Below are 18,096 nucleotides of genomic sequence, written 5' to 3' on the forward strand. Positions count from 1 at the left end.
CGGGCCGTCAGAAGGTGGGCTCGGGCAGCAGGCCCTGCTGGGCGCCCAGCCGTCGTCGCAGCACGATCTTGCGCACGCCGCCGGGGTAGAGACGCAGCCGGGACAGCTCCCAGCCGGAGAACTCGGCCTGGATCGCCAGCCGGACCGACGCCGTGAGCCGGGAGACGTCCCCCTCGATGCGCACCGGGCGGTACTCGTACCGGTCGTCGGTCCAGCCGTCGCCGTCCCGAGTCCCGGCCACCCGATTCCCGGCGGCGGAGTCCTCCGACCCGTTCCCAGCGCCCTCGGTCATGCGTGCCTCCCGGTCGTGCCGTGCTCGTCGGTGCCCACCGGGTGAACGGTGGGTGTCGCGTCGGGCATTCCCACTGTAAGGGGCACCAGGGCCGGCGGGGAGGCTCAGACGGGATCGCTCACGTCGTCCAGCGCGGTGCGGATCTCGGCGGGCAGCACCAGGTCCTCGGCCGCGAGCGAGGCCCGCAGCTGGGCCGCGTCCCGCGCCCCGACGACGGCCGAGGCCACCCCCGGACGGTCCCGCACCCAGGTCAGCGCCACCGACAGCGGCGAGGTCCCGAGCCCGTCGGCGGCGGTGAGGACCGACTGCACGATCCGCGCCGAGTGCTCGGTGCGGCGCGCCTCCACGTACGACGCCAGCAGCGCACTCGCGCCCCGCGAGTCCGCCGGTGTGCCGTCGGTGTACTTGCCCGTCAGCACGCCCCGGCCGAGCGGGGCCCAGGCCAGCAGCCCGAGGCCGTGGTGCCGGGCGGCGGGCAGGAGCTCGGCCTCCGGCTCCCGGGCGAGCAGCGAGTACTCCACCTGCGCCGACACCGGGCGGCAGACGGCCGGGTCGGGCCCGGCCGTGGCGCTGCCCGCGACCGTGGCCAGCTGCCAGCCCGCCGGGGCGACCAGCCCGGCGTAGCGGACCCGTCCGGAGTAGACGGCGACCTGCACGGCGGACAGCGTCTCGTCCAGCGGCACCCGGGGATCCCAGCCGGGGAACTGCCACAGGTCCAGGTGCTCGGTGCCCAGCCGGCGCAGCGTGCGGTCCAGTGAGCGCAGCAGCGCGGTCCGCGAGGCCCGCTCACCGGTGTCGGGGGTCGCCGTGCCGCGCCCGGCGAGGACGATGTCGTCGCGACGCACGGTGCCCCGCAGCAGCCCGCCGAGGACCTGCTGGGCGGCGCCGCCGCCGTAGTCCTCGGCGGTCTCGACGAATGTCCCGCCGGCGTCGACGAACGCCCGCAGCTGGTCCGCCGCGTCGGCGGGGCAGGTGTCCTCTCCCCAGGTCATCGTGCCCAGGCCGACCCGCGACACCTCGAGGCCGCTGCTGCCCACCGGTCTGCGTTGCACGGTCGCCGAGCCTAGGCGCGCGGGCCCGCCGGACCGGTGAGGGCGCGCAGAGTGACGCCCGTCTCGGCGAGTACGGTGACGGCCCGTGATCACCCAGGAGTCGAGCCACCAGGGCCGGACGACCCCCGACCGGGACACCACCGCCCGTGGCCGCGACGGGAGCCGGTCGTGAGCTGGATCGAGGTCGTCGTCCTCGGGATCGTCCAGGGGCTCACCGAGTTCCTCCCGGTGTCCTCCTCGGCCCACCTGCGGATCGTCTCGGCGGTCGGATTCGGCCGGGACCCGGGCGCGGCGTTCACCGCCGTCACCCAGATCGGCACCGAGGCGGCGGTGATCGTCTACTTCGCCAAGGACATCTGGCACCTGTTCATCACCTGGGTGCGCGGGTTCGGCAACGCGGAGGTCCGCGCCACCGACGACTACCGGCTGGCCTGGCTGGTCATCATCGGCTCGGTCCCGATCGCGGTGCTGGGGGTGCTGTTCAAGGACCAGATCGAGGGCGTCGCCCGGAACCTGTGGCTGGTCGCGGTCATGCTGATCGTGTTCGGTGCCCTGCTCGGGCTGGCCGAGCGCTTCGGCTCGCAGGTCAAGCCGATGGAGAAGATCACCTGGCGGGACGGTGTCCTGCTCGGTCTCGCCCAGGCCATGGCGCTGATCCCGGGTGTCTCGCGGTCCGGCGGCACGATCACCGCCGGCCTGTTCCTGGGCCTGACCCGGCCCGCGATCGCGCGGTACTCGTTCCTGCTGGCGATCCCGTCGGTGTTCGGGGCCGGCCTGTTCACCCTGCCCGACGTGTTCGCCGGCGACGGCCCGTCCGGACCGCAGATGCTGGTGGCGGTGGTGGTCGCGTTCGTCGTCGGCTACGCGGTGATCGCCTGGCTGCTCCGGTTCGTGCAGAACAACACCGTCTACGTGTTCGTCGCCTACCGGATCGCGCTCGGTGTCGCCCTGCTCGCCGCCCTGTCGCTCGGCGCGGTCAGCGCGTACTGACCGGCGCCGCGCCGCGTAGCCTCGGTCGGCGTGACGACCTTGATCCTCCTGCGGCACGGCCGGTCCACCGCGAACACCGCGGGCGTGCTGGCCGGGCGCACCCCGGGCGTGGAGCTCGACGACCGCGGATGGGAGCAGGCCGCGGCCGTCGTCGACCGCCTCGCGGCCCTCCCGATCGCCTCGGTCGTGACCTCCCCGATGGAGCGGTGCCGCCAGACCGTCGCGCCGCTCGCGGCGGCCCGCGGGCTGGAACCGGTCGTCGAGGACGACCTGGCCGAGGTCGACTACGGCACGTGGACCGGGCAGAAGATCACCGACCTGCTGAAGGAGGATCTCTGGAAGGTCGTCCAGGCGCACCCGTCGGCCGCGACCTTCCCCGGCGGCGAGTCCCTGGCCGGGATGCAGGCCCGCTCGGTCGCAGCGATCCGCCGGCACGTCGCCCGGGTCCGCGCCGAGCACGGGGAGGACGCGATCCTGCTGGCCTGCAGCCACGGCGACGTGATCAAGGCCGTCCTCGCCGACGCGCTGGCCACCCACCTCGACAACTTCCAGCGGATCGTCGTCGACACCTGCTCGGTGAGTGTCGTCACCTACACCGAGCTGCGGCCGTTCGTCGCGCGGATGAACGAGCAGTCCGGCGACGTCGCGAGCCTGATCCCCAAGCCGAAGCCGAAGCCCGCCGACGGCGAGGAGCAGCCGGTGAGCGCCTCCGACGCCGTGGTCGGGGGATCCACCAACGCCTGAGGCGGAGTGATCCACCTCGCATCGCCGCGATGACGGCACCCGCGGGTGACCGCGGGGATGCCCCCGGAGCCGGATACGCCTACCCTGGGAAGGGTCATGGCACGCGTCATCCACGTCTTCCGCCGACCCGACCGCTTCGTGGCCGGGACCGTCGGCGAGCCCGGCGATCGCGCCTTCTACCTGCAGGCGATCGAGAGCAGCCGCACGATCAGCGTCCTGCTGGAGAAACAGCAGGTCTCGGTGCTGGCCGAACGCATCACGGCGCTGCTCGGCGAGGTGTCCAAGCGCTTCGGCGAGGACAACCTCCTCGGCGCGACGGTGGCCACCGGCTCGTGGGACAACGACCCGCTCGCGGTCCCGCTGGAGGAGGAGTTCCGGGTCGGGACCATGGGTCTGGGCTGGGACGCGGACTCGAGCTCGATCGTCGTCGAGCTGCTCGCGGTGACCGAGGAGGAGATCGACGAGTCGGTCGTCCTCGACGACACCGAGGAGGGCCCGGACGCGCTGCGCGTGTTCCTGTCCCCGACCGCGGCGAAGTCCTTCGCCGAGCGCGCCGAGAAGGTCGTCGACGCCGGCCGAGCGCCGTGCCCGCTGTGCGCCGAGCCGCTCGACCCGGAGGGCCACGTCTGCGTGCGCCTCAACGGCTACCACGACCGCAACCCCGTGGCCGGGACGGAGTGACGCTCGACCTGCGCGATCCGGCCGTCCCGGAGATCCTCCTGCGCGGCCGCATGGAGATCACCGGCCGGATGGTCGACGCCTCCAACGCCACCCTGTTCGGCACCGTCTCGCTCGACGGGGTCGACCTGCGCTGCGTGTACAAGCCGGTGCGCGGCGAGCGTCCGCTGTGGGACTTCCCCGACGGCACGCTCGCCGGTCGCGAGGTCGGCGCGTACCTCGTCTCGCAGGTCTCCGGGCTCGACGTCGTGCCGCCGACGGTGCTGCGCGAGCAGGCCCCGTTCGGTACCGGCATGGTGCAGGCCTGGGTCTGCTCCGGCGACGAGAGCGCTCTGTCCGAGCCCCCCGGCGACGGCACGGACGGCGACACGGACGACGGCACGGACGGCGAGCAGGCCGGCGACATCACCGAGGAGACCATCCAGCTCGCCACCGAGTCGCTGGTCGAGCTGTGCGAACCGCACGAGATCCCGAGCGGCTGGCTGCCCGTGCTCCGTGCCCGTGACGGCGCCGGGGACCCGGTCGTGCTCGTCCACGCCGACCACCCGCAGCTGCGGGCGATGGCGCTGTTCGACGTCGTCGTCAACAACGCCGACCGCAAGGGCGGGCACGTGATCCTCGCCGGTGACGGCGGGGTCTACGGCGTGGACCACGGCCTCACCCTGCACAGCGAGCCGAAGCTGCGCACCGTCCTGTGGGGCTGGGTCGGCGACGAGCTCGGCGAGGAGCACCTGGCCGCCCTCAAGGAGCTGCGCGCCCGGCTGGCGGACTCGTTCGCCGACGTCCTCGGCGAGCACGTCACCCGCCGCGAGGTCGCGGCGCTGCGCTCCCGGATCGACCACCTGCTCGCCGAACCGTGCTTCCCCGGGCCGGACGGCTACGGCCCGGCCATCCCCTGGCCCGCCTTCTAGCCCGCCACCTCCAGGATGCCGAGGCGCTGCGTCGCGCGGGTCATCGCGACGTAGAGGTCCGCCGGGTCGGCCGCCCGGATCCGCTCCGGGTCGACGATCACCACGGCGTCGAACTCCAGGCCCTTCGACGCCGCCGGGGTGAGCACCGGCACGTCCCGCGCACCGAGGTCGGTCCCGGCCGGGGCGATCACCGCGACCGTGCCGCGCCCGGCACGGGCCCGCTCGTCGGCGACGGCGGCGTGCACCGCGTCGGCCAGCCCGGCGGCGGTGACGGTGCGGGTCCACGGCGGCTCGCCGGTGCTGCGCACCGACTCCGGCGGGCGACGGTCCGGGGCGTAGGTCGCCAGCACCTCCGCGGCGGCGTCCATGATCTCCGACGGCGTCCGGTAGTTCACCGTCAGCGTGCGGTGCGTCCAGCGCCCGGCCAGGTGCGGGGCGAGCACGTCGTCCCAGGCCCGGGCGCCGGCCGGGGCACTGCGCTGGGCGAGGTCGCCGACCGCGGTGATCGACCGCGACGGGCAGCGGCGCAGCAGCACGTGCCAGTCCATCGGGGACAGCTCCTGCGCCTCGTCGACGACGAGGTGCCCGTAGCGCCAGTCCCGGTCGCCCGCCGCGCGCTCGGCCACCGTCATCGGCACCCCGGCGACGTGCCGGCTCGCCAGCATGTCCGCGGTCACGAAGTCGGTGGGCCGCAGCTCGTCGGGGTCCTCCCCGGCGAGGGTCCGGTCCGCGGAGTCCAGCACGGTCAGGACCTCGGCGGCGTAGGCGGCGTCCGGCCCGGGGGCTGTGGCGGGGGAGTCCTCGGGTACCGGGCCGAGCAGCTCGGCGAGCTCGTCGAGCAGCGGGGCGTCGGCCACCGTCCACGGTGTCCCCGGCGGGCGGCGCAGCGCGGACAGGTCCCGTCCGTCGCCCGCGGTGGCCAGCCGGTCCGGGTCGGCGTAGAGCTCGGCCAGCGCCCGCTGCGGGGTCAGCACCGGCCACAGTGACTCGACGGCGGCGTGGAACCGCGGGTCGGTCCGCACGCCGTCGCGCAGCTCGGCGCGCATCTCGGCCGACACCTCGGCCGCCCCGGCGGGCTCGATCTCCGGGATGTTCAGCCCCGCCAGCAGCTCCGCGAGCTCCGGCGGGTCCTCCAGCCCGACCTCCAGCCGCTCCAGACCCTGGTCGACGAGCAGCCGCCCCAGGGTGTCGCGGAAGGTCGTGCGGGCCTCGTTGTGCGGACGGCCGGTGGCGCGGGCGCGGCGGCGCGCCTCGGCGGCCAGGGCCGTGTCGATCTCGACGGTGACGTCGTCCATCTCGATCGTGATCGGCCGCCCGGGCAGCTCCTGGCGGTCGTCGACGGCCCGGCGCAGCACGTCGATCATCGCCAGGTCGCCCTTGAGCCGGGCCGTCTCCGGCGGGTCGGTCGCCTCCGCGACGACGCCGTGCGCGAGGCGTCCCGGGGTGGTGAACACGACCGCGGACTCGCCGAGTGCGGGGAGCACGCCGCCGACGTAGTGCACGAACCCCGCACTCGGCCCGACGACGAGCACGCCGCTGCGGGCGAGCCGGTCGCGGTGGGTGTAGAGCAGGTACGCGATCCGGTGGAGCGCGACGGCCGTCTTGCCCGTCCCGGGGCCGCCCTCGATCACGACGGTGCCCGACAGCGGCAGCCGGATGATCTCGTCCTGTTCGGACTGGATCGTGGTGACGATGTCGCGCATCCGGTCCCCGCGCGGCGCGGTGAGCGCGGCGAGCAGTGCCGGGTCCGACGCCGACGCGGGGTCGGCGTCGACCGGGACCGCACCGGTGAGCAGGTCGTCGTGGTACGCGGTGACCCGCTCGTGCGGTGCGGTGCCCGCGACCTCGTAGTGCCGGCGCCGGGTCACCCCCAGGGGCGAGACCGGGGTGGCGCAGTAGAACGGCCGCGCGGCGGGTGCCCGCCAGTCGACCAGGGCGCTCTCGCCGTCGGCGGGGTCGGTCAGCCCGATCCGGCCGACCCGGATCGGGTCGGCGCCGTCGGCGTGGTCGAGCCGCCCGAAGCACAGGCCGGAGCGGGCGGCGGTGAGCGCACGCACCCGCTCCTGCCAGCGGTGCACCGAGACGTCGCGTTCCCAACGGGCGCTGAGCTCCTCGCCGGCCCGGGTGGCCTGGGCGCCGCGGGAGCGTTCGGTGGCCGCGGTGAGCTCGTCGTCGAGCAGGGCGTGCAGCCGGCGGAGCCGGTCGGTCTCGGCGGCGAGTTCGGCCTCGTACGGGGAGCGCGGACTTGACGGGCGGGGGGCTGGTGTGTCCTTGCCCCTCGTGTTATGATGAACGTGCACGGATGTGTTCTCGGATTCGAAGCGCACCCCATAGGTTAGCGCGTCTCCGCCCTCCTGTGCACCTTTCTCGCGCGATGGTCGTGTACCAGCGCTGCGGTTGCCGTCAGCGCCGCCCCGGCGGGCGCGGTCGGGGGAGCCCGACCCCATCGGCGGGGCGGGTTACGGTCACGGCCATGACGCTGCCCGAGCCCCGGCGGATCACCGTCCCCGGCACGACGCTGCCCGAGATCACGCTGTCCGTGCACGACACCGGCGGCGTCGGCAGCCCCGTCCTGCTGCTGCACGGCTGGCCGGACCGGGCCGCCCTGTGGGCCCACCAGGCCGCGGCGCTCGCCGGGGCCGGGTACCGCGTCGTCGTCCCGGACCTGCGCGGCTTCGGCGACTCCGACCGGCCCGCCGAGGTCGAGCACTACCCGATGCGGGCACTGGTCGCCGACGTCCTCGGCGTCGCCGACGCGCTCGGGATCGACCGGTTCGCCCTCGCCGGGCACGACTGGGGCGCCTCGCTCGGCTGGGCCGTCACCCTCGCCTCGCCGCGGGTGACCCGCTACGCCGCGTTCTCCGTCGGGCATCCCGCCGCGTTCGCCACCGCGGGGTTCCGGCAGAAGGCGATGTCCTGGTACATGCTCTGGTTCCAGTTCCCCGGCGTCGCCGAGCAGGTGATGCCGGCCGAGGACTGGCAGTTCCTGCGCGGCTGGCTGCACGCGACGCTGCCCGACGGGCACCCGATGGCCGCGCGGCACGTCGCCGACCTGTCCCGGCCGGGTGCGCTCACCGCGTCGCTGAACTGGTACCGTGCCAACGTCGACCCGGCGAGGTTCGTGCCCACCACGATGCCGGAGCCCCCGCGGATCACGGTGCCGACGATGGGGGTGTGGAGCGACGGCGATCTCGCGCTCACCGAGGGGCAGATGCGGGGGTCCTCGGCCTACGTCGACGACTTCCGCTTCGAGCGGGTCGAGGGCTGCGGGCACTGGATCCCGGAGGAGGCGCCGGAGGCCGCGAGCGCGCTGCTCCTGGACTTCCTCGCCGGCGGCCGGGAAGGGTGACCGAGGGGACAGCCGTCCCTCGCTGCGCGGCCGGGGGTCGCGGGCCAGGATGGGTCGGGTACAGCGGCGTCGCAACGACACGGAGGAAGCACTGATGGCGGAGAAGAGCCGGATCGGGGTCACCGGGCTGGCGGTGATGGGAGCCAACCTCGCCCGCAACATGGCCCGCCGCGGCTTCCCGGTGGCGGTGCACAACCGCACCACCTCGAAGATGACCGAGTTCATGAAGGACTACGGCGACGAGGGCGCCTTCACCGGTGCCGAGTCGCTGAAGGAGTTCGTCGACGCGCTGGAGACCCCCCGCAAGATCGTCGTCATGGTGAAGGCCGGCAAGCCGGTCGACGCCGTCATCGACGAGCTCGCCCCGCTGCTCGACCAGGGCGACATCATCATCGACGCCGGCAACTCGCACTTCCCCGACACCGACCGCCGCGCCGCGTACTGCGCCGAGCGCGGGCTGCGCTTCATGGGCATCGGTGTGTCCGGCGGCGAGGAGGGCGCCCTCAACGGGCCGAGCATCATGCCCGGCGGCCCGCAGGAGGCCTACTCCGAGGTCGAGGAGATCCTCACCGCGATCGCCGCGAACGTCGACGGCACCCCGTGCTGCACCCACGTCGGCCCCGGCGGCGCCGGGCACTACGTCAAGATGGTGCACAACGGCATCGAGTACGCCGACATCCAGCTCATCGCCGAGGCCTACGACCTGCTCACGCACGTCGCCGGGCTGTCCGCGCCGGAGATCGGGAAGATCTTCGAGGAGTGGAACACCGGTGATCTCGAGTCGTTCCTGATCGAGATCACCGGCATCGTGCTCGCCAAGACCGACGAGAAGACCGGGAAGCCGCTCGTCGACGTCATCGTCGACCAGGCCGAGCAGAAGGGCACCGGTCGCTGGACGGCCATCGACGCCCTCGACCTCGGCGTGCCGCTGACCGGCATCACCGAGGCGGTGTTCGCGCGGACGCTGTCCAACCTGCGCGACGAGCGCAAGGAGGCGTCGACCACGCTCGGCGGCCCGACCCCGGGCTCGGGCGCGAACCGCGAGGAGCTCGTCGAGGACATCCGCCAGGCGCTCTACGCGTCCAAGGTCGTCGCCTACGCCCAGGGCTTCGCGCAGATGCGTGCCGCCTCCCGGGCCAACGACTGGGACCTCGACCTCGGTGCGATGGCCCGGATCTGGCGCGGCGGCTGCATCATCCGGGCCCAGTTCCTGAACCGGATCACCGAGGCCTACGAGTCGCACCCGGACCTGGACAACCTGCTGATGGTCCCGTACTTCACCGAGGCCGTGGCGAACGCGCAGGACGCGTGGCGGCGGGTCGTGGTGACCGCGACCGAGCAGGGCGTGGCGATCCCCGCGTTCTCCTCCAGCCTGTCCTACTACGACGGCTACCGGCGCGAGCGCGGTCCGGCCAACCTGATCCAGGGGCTGCGCGACTACTTCGGTGCCCACACCTACGCGCGCACCGACGCCGACAGCACGTTCCACACCCGCTGGAGCCAGGACGGCAGCGAGGTTGCCACGGGCTGACCCCGCGGTCCCCGCCCGGGCTCAGCTCCGGGCGGGGACCGGGACCGCCACGTCGGCCTCGTCGTCGACGTGGTGGTACTTCCCGCCGCGCAGCGCGCTCGCCACCGCGGCGACCAGGCAGGCGACGGCGGCGAACCCGAGGGCGAGGGTCAGCCCGTCGGCGAACGGGCCGGAGATCAGCTGCGGGAAGAACTGCCGTCCGGTCAGGTACGCCGACTGCGTGGGCGTCAGCGCCCCGAGGACCTGCGGACCGAGCAGCGTCGCGATCGGGTTGTAGCCCAGCAACGCCGCGAACAGGATCCCGACCGGCGGCAGCGCCGCGACCCGGTCCGCCGCGAGCTCCGGCACGCCCTGGGCCATGAGCCCGTCGTGCAGGGACGCGGGCAGCGTCGTCGACAGGCCCGCGATCAGCAGGGAGAAGAACACCCCGATAGACAGCACCGTCGCCGCGTTCTGGAACGTCGAGGTCATCCCGGCCCCGGCGCCGCGCTGGTGTGCCGGCAGCGAGTTCATGATCGCCGCCCGGTTCGGGGAGCTGAACAGGCCCATCGCCAGGCCGTTGAGCGCCAGCAGCACCGCGAACGCGCGGTAGTCGAAGTCCACCGGCAGCGCCAGCAGCGCGAGGAACGTCGCTGCCGCGCCCACCATCCCGACGGTGGCGAAGGCACGGGCGCCGTAGCGGTCGGACAGGACGCCCGACACCGGTCCGGCGACGAGGAACCCGATCGTCAGCGGGACCATGTAGATGCCCGCCCACAGCGGCGTCGTCTCGAACGGGAAGCCGTGCTCGGGCAGCCAGATGCCCTGGAGCCAGATGATCAGGATGAACTGCAGCCCACCGCGGCCGAGCGCGGCCAGCAGACTCGCGACGTTGCCCGCGGTGAACGCGCGGATCGAGAACAGCGAGACGTGGAACATCGGCTCGGCCACGCGACGCTCGATCCAGGCGAACAGCGCCAGCACCGCGATCCCGCCGCCGATCAGGCCGAGGACGAGCGGGCTGGTCCAGCCCATGACGTCGCCGCCGTAGGGCTGGATGCCGTAGGTGATGCCCATCAGGACGGCGACGAGCCCGACCGCGAACGTCAGGTTGCCCCACCAGTCGATCCGCGCCGCGCGACGGGCGCCGGTGTCACGGAGCCGGGCGTAGGCCCAGACCGTGCCGAACACCCCGACCGGCACCGACACCAGGAACACCAGGTGCCAGTTCACCGGGGCGAGCACCCCGCCGACGACGAGCCCGAGGAACGAGCCGGCGATGGCCGCGACCGAGTTGATCCCGAGCGCGAGCCCGCGCTGGTGGACCGGGAAGGCGTCGGTGAGGATCGCGGTCGAGTTGGCGAGCAGCAGCGCACCGCCGACGCCCTGCAGCACCCGCATCGTGATCAGCCAGACCGCGCCGGCGTCGCCGTGGAGCCAGGTGGCGGCCAGCAGCACCGAGAACACCGTGAAGACGGCGAAGCCCAGGTTGTACATGCGGGTACGGCCGTACATGTCGCCGAGCCGGCCGAAGCTGACCACCAGCACCGCCGTGACGACCAGATACCCCATGATCAGCCACAGCAGGTAGTCGATGTTGTCCGGCGCCAGCGGATCGATCCCGATGCCGCGGAAGATGTCCGGCAGTGCGATCAGCAGGATCGACATGTTGATCGTCACGATCAGCACGCCCATCGTGGTGTTCGACAGCGCCACCCACTTGTACCGGTCGACCGGCCCCGTGTTGTTGAGCATCGCTAATCAAAGTACTCTCCGGCGCGGGTTCGCGCTACGGTCTCGCCCGGCTCGTCCGGTCCGTCCCGATCCTCCCTCGGGTAAAGGAACTCCCAGGTCGGGCGGGGTCTACAGTCCCCGCATGGCTAACGTCCGGTCCGACGGTCCGACGGCCACGACGCCCGCGGCCCGCCGTACCGAGCAGCTGTTCCGCGTCGCCCTGGTCGTGAAGGGCATCGACGGGGCCGCGGAGCTGCTGGGCGCCGTCGCGCTGGTGCTGGTATCGGGTGACTGGCTGCACCGGGTCGTCGCGCAGATCCTCGCCCGCGACCTGATCGGCCCGCCCGACGGCACCCTGGCCCGGCACCTGACCGAGGGCGTCGACCGCTTCGCCGGTGGGGACCGCACCTTCGTCGTCGTCTACCTCGGGTTGCACGGGGTGCTCAAGCTCGGCCTGGTCGCGGCGCTGCTGACCCGCTGGCGCCCCGCCTACCCGCCCGCGGTGGCGATCCTGGCGGTGTTCGTCGTCTACGAGCTGGTCCACGCCTGGCACACGCACTCCATCGTGCTGCCGTTCCTCGCCGCGCTCGACATCGCGATCATCGTGATGGTCGTCCGGGAGTACCGGCTGCTCGGCCGGGAGGCCGACGGGTCAGGCGCCGGTCGCGACGGGTAGCCGCGCCAGGACGTCGCGGGCCGCCGCGCGACCCGCCCGGTCCGCGCCGATCGTGCTCGCCGAGGGGCCGTAGCCGACCAGGTGCAGCCGGGGGTCGGCGACGACGCCGGTGTCGAGCGGCTCGCCCATGACGATCCCGCCGCCCGGCCCGCGCAGCCGCAGCGGCGCGAGGTGACCCAGCGCGGGTCGCCAGCCGGTCGCCCACACCAGCACGTCCGCGGGCTCGCGAGCGCCGTCGGGCCACTCCACGCCGTCCGGCACGACCCGGGCGAACATCGGCCTGCGGACCAGTACACCGCTCGCGATCCCGGCCCGCACCTCCGGCGTGCGCGGCAGCCCGGTAACCCCGACGACACTGCGCGGGGGCAGCCCGGCCCGGACCCGCTCCTCGACCCGGGCGACCGCGGCGCGACCCTGCTCGGGCCCGAACGGCGTGTCGATCCACTCGGGCTCCCGGCGGGTGACCCAGGTCGTCGCGGCCGCGTACGGGGCGATCTCCAGCAGCAGCTGCACCGCGGTGATCCCGCCGCCGACCACGACGACCCGCTTCCCGGTCATCGTCTCCGGGCCCGGGTAGGTGCGGGCGTGCAGGCTCGTGCCGCGGAACGTCGCCAGGCCCGGGTAGGCGGGGACGAACGGGCGGGTCCAGGTGCCGGTGGCGTTGACCAGGTGGTCGGTGACCCAGGTGCCACGGTCGGTCTCGACGGTCAGCGGCCCGGCGGTGTCGTTGGTCGGCGGCCCGCCGGTGCTGATGGCCGGCGGCCCGCCGGTGTCGGACACCCGGTGGACGTGCACCGGGCGCACGACCCGCAGGTCGAGCTCGCGTTCGATGCGCGCGAAGTAGGCCGGCACGGCGTCCCGCGCGGGCAGGTCGGGGTCGGCGCCGGGGTCGTCGAAGCCGGAGCGGATCCCGGCGACGTCGTGGACGCCGTTCACCGTGCGCATCCGCAGCGTCGGCCAGCGGTGCCGCCACGCGCCGCCGGGGCCGTCCTCGCCGTCGAGCACGACGAACCCGGGGCCCGGTTCCAGCCCGCCGCGCCGCAGCCCGGCCGCCGTCGACAGGCCCGCCTGGCCCGCGCCGATCACCACGACCCCGGTCCGCTCCACGCCCGCGTCAACGCCCCGGACGCACGCGGTCATCCCGCGGTGATCGCCGGTGGTGGAGTGTCACGCCCGCCTCGCGGATGCTGGCCTCCACCACCGGTCGTCACGGCTGCGCGGCGGCGCGGACCACGTCGGCGACGTCGGCGTTGGCGCCGCAGACCACCAGGGCGAGCCGGGCGTCCGGGTGCCGTTCGACGATCCGGCGGGCGGCCGGGACCAGACAGCCCGCGGCCGGCTCGGCCCAGATCCCGGCGTGCTCGGCGAGGGCGAGGGTGCCACGGACGGCCTCGGCGTCGTCGACGACGAGGACCTCGTGCACCAGCGCGCGGGCGTGGTCGTAGGTCAGCTGCGACACCGACGGCGCCGAGAGCGTGGTGATCGCGGAGGTGATCGTCACCGGGGTCGGGCCGCCGGCGGCCAGCGCCGTCGACATCGACTCCGCGCCGACGGTCTCCACCCCCCAGACCCGGGCGCGGGGCAGCAACGCGCGGACCGCGACCGCGATCCCGGAGACCAGCGCCCCACCGCCGACGGAGACGAGCACGTCGGTCGGCGGCTGCCCCAGGGCGACCGCGTCGTGGGCCAGCTCCAGCCCCACGGTGCCCTGAGCGGCGACGATCACCGGGTCGTCGAACGGGTGCACCAGCGTCCGTCCGGCCCGCTGCAGCTCCCCGGCCAGCGCGAACGCGGCCGCGATGTCCGGGGTGAGCCGCACGTCGGCCCCGGCCGCGCGGGCCGCGGTCACCGAGCGGGCCGGCGCGTTCTCCGGCATCACGACGACGGCGTCGACCCCGGCCGCACCCGCGACCTCGGCGACGGCGAGCCCGTGGTTCCCGCCGGAGACGGCGACGATCCCGGCGGCGCGTTCGTCGCCGGTCAGCGACGCGAGCTTGGCCAGCACCCCGCGCGGCTTGAACGACCCGGCCCGCTGCAGGTGCTCCAGCTTGAGCAGCACCGGGGCGCCGAGGGCCGCGGACAGCCCGGGGGAAGGGACGGTCGGGGTGCGCACCACGCCCCCGGCGATCCGCTCCGCCGCCGTCTCGATGTCTGCGATGCTCACCTGGTCCGCCACCGCCGCAACGTAACCCCGGCCCCTCGGCCCGGTCAGGTGCGGGGGCGGAAGCGGTCGGCGAGCTGCGGGTCGTCCTGCCACCACAGCCGGGACGGGGCGGGCTCCGCGGCGGGGTCGGACCCGGTGGCCTCGGCGGCGCGGGTCCGTGCGGCGCCGAGCTCGGCGGCGCGGGCCTCGGCCGCGTCGAGCTCGGCGTCGGTCGCGCGGGCCCGGCGTGCGTCCTCCCGGGAGAACAGCCACAGCACGACCCCGAGGAACGGCAGCCCGACCACGTCGCCGCCGATCCACAGCACCCCGGCGCCGAGCACCTGGTCGATGTGCGGGTCCGGCCCCCAGCCGCGGTGCAGCCCCAGGTAGTACGCCGCCGCGAGGGTCGGGCCCAGCCACAGCACGATCCCGAGCACGGCGTCGCCGACCATCTCGGCGATCGTGAGCACCAGGGTCACCGGGTACGGCGTCGACGCGGGCGTCGGGTCGATCCGCAGCCGGGTCCAGAAGTAGACGAACCCGCACACCACGAGACCCGCTCCGACGGCACCGGACACGACGCCGTCGCGCAGGGTCGCGACGTAGAGCGGGGTGAGATACAGGACCATCAGGGGCGCGACGAGCAGTACGGTCGCCGCGAACGGGCCGGTCAGCAGCCGCGCGGCCCGGGAGCGCAGCACCCGGCGCCAGGCCGGCCGCCGATCCCGGGGCACGCTCGCCGCCAGCAGCGTCAGCGGCGCGCCGAGCGCGAGCAGCATCGGTACCACCATGAGCAGCAGCAGGTTCTGCACGGCGCGCACCCAGAACAGCGTGTCGTCGTACACCCCGACGAACGACGACCCGGCCAGCACGGTGACGACCAGCCCGGCGCCGAACGCGACGGCACGGCTCCGGGACCACCCCGGGCGGGACCGGGCGGCGACCCCGTAGCCCACCGCCGCCGCGGCGGTCGTCCCGAGCAGCAGGGGCGCGAACCGCCACGTCGTGAACAGCCGGAGCGCCGTCAGCGGCGGCAGCAGCGCCGCGGCCGTCACCGTGGGATCGCGGGGGAGCGGGTCACGGCGCCATCCTGCGCCGACCCGGCTGCCGGCGGAAGGGACGGTGGGCGGGTCGGCACGCATGCGTCGAACCCGCCCGGGATCCGTTCGGCGACGTTCGCCCGGGTCGTCCCGGCCGCCGCCGCGCCGGTGCCCACGGGCCGTCGTGCCCGGGGCTCAGCCCATCGTCCGGGCGCCGTCGATCGCCTCGCGGATGATGTCGGCGTGGCCCGCGTGCTGGCTGATCTCGGCGAGCACGTGGATCGCGACCCGGCGCACCGACCAGGAGGTGTTCGGCTCGAACCAGGGGGCGACCGGCAGGGCGTGTGCGCTGTCCAGGTCCGCGGTGCGCAGGACCTCCTCGGTGCGTGCGGCGACCTGCTCGACCCGGGCCCGCAGGTGCTCCAGGGTCTCGTGGTCGGCCAGGACGAACCGGGTGTCCACCCACTGTTCGCCGGAGGCGGACCAGTCGCCGCCGTTGGCGTCGGCCTCGGCGTCGACGGCGTCCCAGTCGACGGAGTCGTTGTAGACGTCGACCTCGCCGAACGCGGCGGCGCCCTCGACGGCGAAGCGGAACCACTGCTCCTCGGTGTCCGCGACGTGCTTGAGCAGCGAGGCGATCGTCAGCGCGCTGACCGTGCTGCGGGTGCGCGCCTGCTGCTCGGTCAGGCCGTCGGCGGTCTGCAGCAGGAAGCCGCGGTGGCGCTCCAGGGTGCTGATCAGCTCGGCACGTTCGCCGGTCAGGGCCTGCTTCTCGTCGGTGGCGTTCATCCGGGGCCGCCTCTCCGGTCCGCGGACCGGGCGATCCCGGTCCGACGGGAACGACGATAGGACCGATCGCGGACAGGTCCGGTCCTCGACGAGGGGCCGTCCGTGGCGATCAGTCCGCCAGGTCGCGCAGCGCGGTCTCCCAGCGTTCGCGGCGGGCGTCGTCGTCGAGGTCCCACCAGGGGGTGCCGCGCTCGCCGAGTCCGTGCTTGGCGGCGGACACCCGCGTCCTGGCGGCGGCGACGCGGTCGTCGTCGCCCGTCCGCCGCCCCGCTCCGATCTCGGCGCGGGCCTTCCCGAGGTGCTGCTGCAGCGCGGACCGGACGTCGTCGGGGATCGCCGGGTCGGTCGCGCGCCACCGGCGGCCCCGGACGACGACGTAGCGCCCGTCCGGGGTCCGCTCGGGTCCGCTCACGCGAGGACGGCGGTGCTCAGCCGACGACCGGGACCACGTCCGGCGCGCCGAGGCGGGCGGCGTCGGCGGTGGCGTCGTCGGGCATCTTCTGGCTCTCCCGCTCGGCCTCGACCCGCTTGACGTAGTGGTCGACCTCGCGGGCGATCTGCTCGTCGTTCCAGCCCAGGACCGGGGCGACCAGCTTCGCGGTCTCCTCCGCGGCACCCACGCCCCGGTCGAACGTCTCGATCGAGATCCGGGTGCGGCGGGCCAGGATGTCCTCCAGGTGCCGCGCGCCCTCGTGCGAGGCACCGTAGACGACCTCGGCGCGCAGGTAGTCCTCCGCGCCGGTGAGCGGCTCGGCGAGGGTCGGGTCGGCGATGAGGAGGTCGAGAACCTCGTCGATCAGCGAGCCGTACCGGCCGAGCAGGTGCTCGATCCGCACCGGGTGCAGACCGCTGCGCGCGGCCAGCTGGTGGGTGGAGTTGCGCAGCGCGGTGAAGCCCTCGGCGCCGAGCAGCGGGATCTTCTCGGTGCAGGAGGCGGGCACCTTCGCGTCGAGCGAGTGCACGGCGGCAGCGACCGCGTCGCGCGCCATCACGCGGTAGGTCGTGTACTTGCCCCCGGCCACGACGACCAGCCCGGGTACCGGGGTGGCGACGGCGTGCTCGCGGGACAGCTTCGAGGTCGCCTCGGACTCGCCGTGCAGCAGCGGGCGCAGACCGGCGTAGACGCCCTCGACGTCCTCGTGGGTCAGCGGCTGCTCCAGCACCTCGTTGACGTGCGCGAGCAGGTACTCGATGTCGGCCGCGCTCGCCGCCGGGTGCGCCTTGTCCAGGTCCCAGTCGGTGTCGGTGGTGCCGATGATCCAGTGCCGGCCCCACGGGATGACGAACAGCACCGACTTCTCGGTGCGCAGGATCAGCCCGGCGTCACCACGGATCCGGTCCCGCGGGACGACCAGGTGGATGCCCTTGGATGCGCGCACCTTGAACTGGCCGCGCTCGCCGGCGAGGCCCTGGGTGTCGTCGGTCCACACCCCGGTGGCGTTGATGACCTCCTTGGCGCGGACGTCGAACCGGTCGCCGGACTCCAGGTCCTGCACGGTCGCGCCGATCACGCGGCCGGAGTCCTTCAGCAGCCCGACGACGCGGGCCCGGGTCGCCACGTGCGCACCGTAGGCGGCCGCGGTGCGGGCGATCTCCATGGTGTGGCGGGCGTCGTCGACCTGGGCGTCGTAGTACTCCAGGGCCCCGACCAGTGCGTCCTTGCGCAGCGACGGCACGACCTTGCGGGCGCCGCGACGGGTCAGGTGCCGGTGGTGCGGCAGGCCGCGGGCCCGACCCGACAGCAGCCCGAGCGAGTCGTAGAGCGCGACGCCGGCGCCGGCGTAGAAGCGCTCCCACACGTGGTGCTTGAGCGGGTAGACGAACGGCACCGGACGCACGAGGTGCGGCGCGAGGGTCTGGATCAGCAGGCCCCGTTCCTGCAGGGCCTCGGCCACCAGGCGGAAGTCGAGCATCTCCAGGTAGCGCAGGCCGCCGTGGATGAGCTTGGAGGAACGGCTCGACGTGCCGGACGCGAAGTCGCGGGCCTCGACCAGTCCGGTCGTCAGACCGCGGGTGGCCGCGTCGAGGGCTGCGCCGGTGCCGACGACGCCACCGCCGACGACGAGCACGTCCAACTCGCGGTCGCCCATCGCCTGCAGCGCCGTGGTACGGGCCTCCGGGGAGAGCGCCACCGATTTCATGATCAGACCTTCCTGAGTGGTTCCTGCTCGCGGGTGTCCCGCCGGGG

The 18,096-nt window shown here is 74.1% G+C and carries 17 protein-coding genes; 7 read left to right on the plus strand and 10 right to left on the minus strand.

The genetic code is table 11. The features are described from left to right. Positions 1-7: 7 nt before the first annotated feature. Together Ae717Ps2_RS05035 and Ae717Ps2_RS05040 are read right to left on the minus strand one after the other, a co-directional pair. Positions 8-292 (minus strand): DUF5703 family protein, encoded by a 285-nt coding sequence (locus Ae717Ps2_RS05035; RefSeq protein WP_062400830.1) that lies wholly within the window; start codon positions 290-292, stop codon positions 8-10. 104 nt (positions 293-396) lie between these two features. After that, on the minus strand, positions 397-1,344 hold the full coding sequence (locus tag Ae717Ps2_RS05040) for an aldo/keto reductase (RefSeq protein ID WP_075307811.1): 948 nt from the start codon (positions 1,342-1,344) through the stop codon (positions 397-399). A gap of 168 nt (positions 1,345-1,512) precedes the next feature. Between Ae717Ps2_RS05040 and Ae717Ps2_RS05045 the strand changes: the two genes are divergently transcribed. The 4 genes from Ae717Ps2_RS05045 to Ae717Ps2_RS05060 all read left to right on the plus strand — a co-directional run bounded on the left by Ae717Ps2_RS05045 (position 1,513) and on the right by Ae717Ps2_RS05060 (position 4,667). Further along, complete coding sequence (locus Ae717Ps2_RS05045; RefSeq protein ID WP_060710947.1) at positions 1,513-2,334, plus strand: undecaprenyl-diphosphate phosphatase; 822 nt, start codon at positions 1,513-1,515, stop codon at positions 2,332-2,334. Between the two features lie 30 nt (positions 2,335-2,364). Then, complete coding sequence (locus Ae717Ps2_RS05050; RefSeq protein WP_075307809.1) at positions 2,365-3,078, plus strand: histidine phosphatase family protein; 714 nt, start codon at positions 2,365-2,367, stop codon at positions 3,076-3,078. A 96-nt stretch (positions 3,079-3,174) separates the two neighbouring features. After that, positions 3,175-3,759, plus strand: a complete 585-nt coding sequence (locus tag Ae717Ps2_RS05055) for a DUF3090 domain-containing protein (protein ID WP_075307807.1) — start codon at positions 3,175-3,177, stop codon at positions 3,757-3,759. A 50-nt stretch (positions 3,760-3,809) separates the two neighbouring features. Continuing rightward, a complete protein-coding gene (locus tag Ae717Ps2_RS05060; RefSeq protein ID WP_170918333.1) occupies positions 3,810-4,667 on the plus strand; it encodes an SCO1664 family protein in 858 nt (285 codons plus the stop codon). Here Ae717Ps2_RS05060 and Ae717Ps2_RS05065 read toward each other — a convergent pair. Further along, complete coding sequence (locus tag Ae717Ps2_RS05065) at positions 4,664-6,967, minus strand: UvrD-helicase domain-containing protein (protein ID WP_233147453.1); 2,304 nt, start codon at positions 6,965-6,967, stop codon at positions 4,664-4,666. The two genes, Ae717Ps2_RS05060 and Ae717Ps2_RS05065, sit on opposite strands and share 4 nt — an antisense overlap. Positions 6,968-7,140: 173 nt before the next feature. Here Ae717Ps2_RS05065 and Ae717Ps2_RS05070 point away from each other — a divergent pair, with 173 nt between their 5' ends. Then, entirely contained in the window at positions 7,141-8,016 is an 876-nt protein-coding gene (locus Ae717Ps2_RS05070; protein WP_075333084.1) for an alpha/beta fold hydrolase, read from the plus strand. A gap of 94 nt (positions 8,017-8,110) precedes the next feature. Next, positions 8,111-9,547: an NADP-dependent phosphogluconate dehydrogenase gene (gndA, locus tag Ae717Ps2_RS05075; RefSeq protein ID WP_083702269.1), complete on the plus strand. Its 1,437-nt coding sequence runs from the start codon at positions 8,111-8,113 to the stop codon at positions 9,545-9,547. A gap of 21 nt (positions 9,548-9,568) precedes the next feature. Here the strand turns inward: gndA and Ae717Ps2_RS05080 are convergent, their stop codons facing one another. Continuing rightward, on the minus strand, positions 9,569-11,281 hold the full coding sequence (locus Ae717Ps2_RS05080) for an MFS transporter (protein ID WP_075307801.1): 1,713 nt from the start codon (positions 11,279-11,281) through the stop codon (positions 9,569-9,571). A gap of 121 nt (positions 11,282-11,402) precedes the next feature. On the opposite strand from Ae717Ps2_RS05080, the gene Ae717Ps2_RS05085 reads away from it, so the two are divergent. Further along, positions 11,403-11,936, plus strand: a complete 534-nt coding sequence (locus tag Ae717Ps2_RS05085; RefSeq protein WP_075333086.1) for a DUF2127 domain-containing protein — start codon at positions 11,403-11,405, stop codon at positions 11,934-11,936. Here Ae717Ps2_RS05085 and Ae717Ps2_RS05090 read toward each other — a convergent pair. From Ae717Ps2_RS05090 to Ae717Ps2_RS05115, 6 genes are all read right to left on the minus strand, one after another. Next, a complete protein-coding gene (locus Ae717Ps2_RS05090) occupies positions 11,913-13,076 on the minus strand; it encodes an NAD(P)/FAD-dependent oxidoreductase (RefSeq protein WP_075333087.1) in 1,164 nt (387 codons plus the stop codon). The genes Ae717Ps2_RS05085 and Ae717Ps2_RS05090 overlap by 24 nt on opposite strands. A gap of 67 nt (positions 13,077-13,143) precedes the next feature. Continuing rightward, on the minus strand, positions 13,144-14,100 hold the full coding sequence (locus tag Ae717Ps2_RS05095) for a pyridoxal-phosphate dependent enzyme (protein ID WP_075312194.1): 957 nt from the start codon (positions 14,098-14,100) through the stop codon (positions 13,144-13,146). A 44-nt stretch (positions 14,101-14,144) separates the two neighbouring features. Next, entirely contained in the window at positions 14,145-15,221 is a 1,077-nt protein-coding gene (locus tag Ae717Ps2_RS05100; protein WP_083695666.1) for a cytochrome c oxidase assembly protein, read from the minus strand. A 93-nt stretch (positions 15,222-15,314) separates the two neighbouring features. After that, positions 15,315-15,908, minus strand: coding sequence for a DinB family protein (locus Ae717Ps2_RS05105; RefSeq protein ID WP_020624846.1), 594 nt, complete (start codon positions 15,906-15,908; stop codon positions 15,315-15,317). Positions 15,909-16,017: 109 nt separating this feature from the next. Then, on the minus strand, positions 16,018-16,320 hold the full coding sequence (locus Ae717Ps2_RS05110) for a hypothetical protein (RefSeq protein WP_020624847.1): 303 nt from the start codon (positions 16,318-16,320) through the stop codon (positions 16,018-16,020). A gap of 16 nt (positions 16,321-16,336) precedes the next feature. Then, entirely contained in the window at positions 16,337-18,049 is a 1,713-nt protein-coding gene (locus tag Ae717Ps2_RS05115; RefSeq protein ID WP_075307795.1) for a glycerol-3-phosphate dehydrogenase/oxidase, read from the minus strand. Positions 18,050-18,096: the final 47 nt, after the last annotated feature.

Source organism: Pseudonocardia sp. Ae717_Ps2 (genome assembly GCF_001932475.1).
Lineage (GTDB): Bacteria > Actinomycetota > Actinomycetes > Mycobacteriales > Pseudonocardiaceae > Pseudonocardia.